This is a genomic window from Limnofasciculus baicalensis BBK-W-15, from assembly GCF_024178385.1.
GTDB lineage: Bacteria > Cyanobacteriota > Cyanobacteriia > Cyanobacteriales > Coleofasciculaceae > Limnofasciculus > Limnofasciculus baicalensis.
Window position 1 is genome coordinate 1 of sequence record NZ_JAMZMM010000389.1, and the last position, 5,350, is coordinate 5,350.

Here is a 5,350-nt window from a genome sequence, read left to right on the forward strand (position 1 = left end):
CTTTTAACCTCAATGTATGAGCAATTTGACGTAACGAGTCGTCAAGCCAATCTCCAACTGATACCCGATATCGAAACAGCAGCAATGCTACAGAAATATTTAGAACAACTTAAAAGTTTGACTTATGAGTTTAAAGCAGAAGAAAGGAAAAAAGGAATTAAAGGAACATTGGCAATTGCTGGTCCAGAATCTCTCCCCTCCTATATTTTTAATCTGGGAAGATTTCAACAAAAACCATCGCTGCAACTTGTCTTCCGGGATTATCCAGGCGGTTATATTTCCCCAACTGATGTTACTGGAAGAAAGTTTGTTCAAAAACTACTTAAGGAATCTGCTGTAGTTATTATTGCCATTGATACTCCCGCAATGATGGAACTAAATGGCAGATGGCATGAGGCAAGAAATAAACCAGATGAAATTCTTACACTATTCAAAACAGCTTATCAAAAGTTAGAAGAACCCAAACTTGTTATATTGGCACCAGTTAAGTGTGAAACCTACATGCAAGATTCGGCATCAGCCCAAAAACTGTTAACGCGACTGCAAGATAAATATGCACCTTTGTTACAGTTTTTTCAAGAGCCGAGTCGCTCAGATAAAGTGGCTGTTGTCATCACTCCTGTCCAAACAGTAGGCTGTGTTGTTTTCTTAAAAATTGAGGTAGAAAATATCAATCAGCCAAGATTTTACTTTAGAAAAACCAGTTTTGATGCTCAATATACTCCCCAGGATAGCGAACAACTCTTGCGGTATCTGTTGCGGTTTCTGTTAAAACTCCATATCCAAGATCGGAACTGGCCTATGTTCAATAGTCTGCGGGAAATTTTTAATCCAGATGTGGAACTTAAACAAGCTGTAAATCAGTTTACTAAAGGATGCAAACACACAGGTGGATTTGCTATATTACAAGGTCAACCGTTACTCAATATTTAGATAGGAATTAACCCATGGATATCTATGTCCAGAGTCGCGGATTTTCTCAGGATGAGGATTACCGCTGGTTGAAAATTGATCGAGGTGAATCTGCTAAAACAGAAATACCTCCAATTAGTATTAATGTTAGTAAATTAATCGATAATGATACACCTTCATTAGTTTTGACACGATTATCGGAGCAGCTATTACTATTGTTAATCACAGGAATTGAACCAGAGGGACGTATTGATTTTCTTGACCGCCAAATCCGAATTTCTGTCGCCTGGGTAGGCGATTCTTCTGAAGAATCTCTCCTCCGTTATTTAGCAATCCGTGCTTTAAAAGAACAGGATCGAATCGACTACGGTGTATCCTCAGAAAATTCTTTAACTGAAGAAATCGACAAAGCTATCACATTAGAAGGTGATTATGGGTTTACAGTTTCATCTTTATTGATGGAACAATTAGTTTCTCAGTATACATCAGCAGCATTGCTATCTAGTAAACCGCCAAACCTAACCAATAAAATTGGACCAAATTTACCTAAGCTGAAAAATGAGCTAGCTGAAGAACTCCTTAACTGTCAATTACCTACAGAAACTACCCCCCTAGTTGTAGTTACCGGGATTAAAAAAAGAGAGACATTGGAGTCCCATGGAGTTTGGCGGAGTCTATCCAGTCTTATCGATACAGAGGATTGGATTGAAGTTCGTGAAAAATCTTGGTTTTCAACCTTAAACCTGCCAGAAGGTCAAGATCTAAAAAATCCTGTTATATGGTTAATGTTGTTGCTTTCTATTGTATCATATTTGTTATCAGTTCTCTTTGACTTAATCTCATCTAACAAAAAGACGACTCCCTTGGAAGTCAAAAATCAAAAGTCAAAAACTAAAACTCCTTGACTTGTCATGCTTTTGCCAACCATTTAGGAATTAAACCTAGGGTGGGCAATATCCACGATCCCGGATCTAATCCAATCCAATCCCACAGAAGGTTGTGGCTATTCCCAATCCTGTACCTTTCTAAAAGCCGTGAAGCGATTAGACAAGAGAGTAGTAATGCAATCTGCGCAAGCTCCTACCCTTCGCCTAGCGTCTCGAAGAGAAAGCAATGGCAACGCCAGCCGACCTCATCGCCAACTTTTTCCCTCAGTATATTATGATAATACAATCCCAAAAAAGTTAAAACTTAGCCTATTAAGCCCTGTTCAGCCAAACATTAGATTCAACTCACCAGTAAGTAGTAACACAAAAGGAGAATTATATGCCGAGTAGAAAAATATTTAACCGTGATGTTTTTATCCTAGTCGATCAGAGTGGATCGATGGTAAGAAGAGATCCGGAACTAAACAATAATATCCGCTGGAAAGCACTGCCAGAAGTCATCGAAGGTCATGTATACCGAATTCTCAATGAAACTAGCCTAGAAGGACAGAAAATTTGTGAGGAAATTGCCCTAACATTTTTCAGCCCCAACCGTCCTTGTGAAAAAACAATCTACATTCAAGATACTTCACAAGTCCCCAGTATCTTTGAAGAAAACCAACCAGATGCGAGTACATTTATTACTCCAACCCTCGAACAAGTCATCAATCAATGGTTCGCCAATCGCGAGAATCACAAAAGTGCTTTTATCATTATTTACACCGACGGTCAATTTGACGATCGCGATAAATTTGTGAACTTGATTGAAAGCACCTGTAGAAAACTGAAAAACCAAGACGAGCTAAAGATTGTTATTGTTGGTTTTGGTAGCGAAATCAATCCTAAATTTTACTTGCAATTGGATCAAAATATTAGGGGATTCAAAGACGGAAAAGGTATTGAATGCAATGTTGTGGTATTCGATCTATTGAATCAAATGCCAAATATTATTGAGCTACTAGATCGTCAGCTTGACAATCCAGAAGTTACCTTACCAATGTGGGCAAAAAACCGTTATCCAGAGTTATTTAGTTGAAACGAGGGAATTGGGAATAGAGTTTTGAGTTTTGAGTTTTAAGTTTTAATTCAAAACTCAGATGAGGAATTGATCTGTTATTGGTTATTATTTGTGGGCAAGGGGCTTAGAGCCAATTTTTATTGGGTATTTATTTTTCAAACAACAAACAACTAACAACAAATAACCAATAACAAATCAAGATGAACTTGCCGATTATTTACCATCCAGACTACGTTGCCCCACTACCAGAAGGGCATCGTTTTCCCATGGCAAAATTTCGGCAACTCTACAAACTTCTCCTCGCAGATGGAGTCGCCACCCCGGAACAATTCCACACACCCCAACCTCCCCCAACCGAATCGATTAAACTCGTACACACCGATGACTACATTCAAGCCTACCGCACAGGAACCCTAGAACCCAAAGCTTTGCGGCGCATTGGTTTACCTTGGACTCCAGCCCTAGTTAATCGTACCTGCACTGCTGTAGGGGGAACCATTCTTACCGCTCAACTAGCCCTCAGATATGGTTTAGCCTGTAATACTGCTGGCGGTACTCATCATGCCTTTCCCAGTTATGGTTCTGGTTTTTGTATCTTTAATGATTTAGCCATTTCTGCCCGCCTTCTCCAACAATTAGGACTAGTTCAAAAAATTCTCATCCTCGATTTAGATGTCCATCAAGGAGACGGAACAGCCTTTATTTTTCAAGAGGATAACACTGTATTCACCTTCTCGATGCACTGCGAAGTAAATTTCCCCGGTACTAAACAAAAAAGCGATCTAGATGTTCCCTTACCAGTCGGGATGGATGACGATTCTTACCTACAAACAATAAGTAAATATCTCCCCGACTTACTATCACAATGGAAACCAGATTTAATCTTATATGATGCTGGTGTCGATCCTCATGCTAGCGATCGCTTCGGCAAATTAGCTCTGACTGACACTGGAATCTACCGCCGCGAGATGCTAGTTTTGAGTACTTGTGTCGCTGCTGGCTATCCCGTTGCTAGTGTTATTGGCGGCGGTTATAGCGACGATCTCAATGCCCTAATTTACCGCCATTCCCTCCTCCACCGCGCCGCGACTGAAGTTTATCATCAGTATCGGCTTTGAAGTTGACACTCCCTAGCCCTAACGGGACAGCGATAAGGATTAAATTTACTGACCTGGGTTGTTACTGGCATTGCCTCGTTTGTCGGTCAGAATTGATACAATTTAAAAGTTAAGAGGTCGCTCTACCCAACTCCAGGAGAAACCGTGTTGTTATCTAAAGGCTTTGAAATTGAGATGTACACTGGTACTCCTCAAGGGGAAATTGTCGGTATGTCGGACAAAATAGTCGCTTCTCTAGATGGATTTGTCATCGAGCCAGATAGCCGCAATGTGGAATATACCACCGCACCATTATGTTGCTACGATCGCCTATTATGTGCCTTAGTCCGTCCGAGAATCCGCCTGCGCCAATATTTGGCAGGGCTGGGAAATTATACCCTGATTCCCGGTAGCACCTTATCTCTGGGTAGAAGCGATCGCTTTTATCGCTCCGATCCTCAGAACCCTTATCATGACTTTATTGAGCAAACCTACGGTACTAAAGTAGTTACAGCTAGCGTCCATATTAATGTGGGCATATCCGATCCGGAATTATTAATCCAGGCTTGCCGTTTAATTCGGGTGGAAGCCCCCCTCTACCTCGCCCTCAGTGCTTCTTCCCCCTTTCTAGATGGACAAGCTACTGGTTATCACTCCACCCGCTGGGGAATTTTTCCAAAAACTCCCACTCATGTTCCTTTATTTGAAAGCCACTCTCACTTTATTAAATGGACTCACGAGCAACTAGCTGCCGGGACAATGAAAAATGTCCGTCATCTCTGGTCATCTGTCCGACCAAATGGCAACCGACGACCTTACGATCTTAACCGACTGGAATTGAGAATCTGTGACTTGATTGTCGATCCAATTGCTTTATTATCAGTGGCAGCATTCCTGGAAGCCCGTTTGACTCAGCTTCTGAATCAACCCAGCCTAGATCCACTCTTAAGTAGTAGCTTATCTCCATCTGAACTAGTGGCCCTCAGTGATGCCAATGAAATGGCTGCTGCTAAATTCAGCTTGGATGCTCAACTGAGGCACTGGCAAGATGGCAGAACAATTTCGGCAAGGGATTGGATTGAGGAAATTTATCAAGAGGTTTTTCCCATTGCTAAAGAGCGAGGTTTTAGTTGCTTCCTCTCCCCCCTCAAGAAAATTCTCCGCCAAGGTAACACCGCACAGCAGTGGTTACAACTCCATTCCCTTGGTATTGAAACTCGCCAAATCATCGTACAAGGGATTCAATCCATCGCTGAGGAAGAAAAAGATCTTGAAGATAAATTGTGTCAGATAGTTGGCGCTTGAACCGATGCTTTGCTTAAACTGCTAATTGCTAATTGCTAATTGCCAATTGCTAAATTTTATGACTCCACCATGTCGCCTGTCTTCTCTTAGCT

Annotated in this window: 5 protein-coding genes; all 5 read left to right on the top strand. The window is 41.3% G+C overall.

Features of this window, described 5'->3' with window-relative positions; all coding sequences use genetic code 11:
• Window positions 1–933, top strand: a 933-nt coding sequence (locus NJ959_RS25045; RefSeq protein ID WP_254014476.1) for a hypothetical protein, incomplete at its 5' end; no start/stop codon positions are given.
• A 14-nt stretch (window positions 934–947) separates the two neighbouring features.
• Window positions 948–1,817 carry a hypothetical protein gene (locus tag NJ959_RS25050; protein ID WP_254014477.1) on the top strand — a complete coding sequence of 290 codons (870 nt, stop codon included), beginning with the start codon at window positions 948–950 and terminating at the stop codon, window positions 1,815–1,817.
• Window positions 1,818–2,178: 361 nt separating this feature from the next.
• Complete coding sequence (locus NJ959_RS25055; RefSeq protein WP_254014478.1) at window positions 2,179–2,874, top strand: VWA domain-containing protein; 696 nt, start codon at window positions 2,179–2,181, stop codon at window positions 2,872–2,874.
• A gap of 182 nt (window positions 2,875–3,056) precedes the next feature.
• On the top strand, window positions 3,057–3,974 hold the full coding sequence (locus NJ959_RS25060) for a histone deacetylase family protein (protein ID WP_254014479.1): 918 nt from the start codon (window positions 3,057–3,059) through the stop codon (window positions 3,972–3,974).
• Between the two features lie 144 nt (window positions 3,975–4,118).
• On the top strand, window positions 4,119–5,258 hold the full coding sequence (gene gshA / locus NJ959_RS25065; RefSeq protein ID WP_254014480.1) for a glutamate--cysteine ligase: 1,140 nt from the start codon (window positions 4,119–4,121) through the stop codon (window positions 5,256–5,258).
• Window positions 5,259–5,350 lie beyond the last annotated feature (92 nt).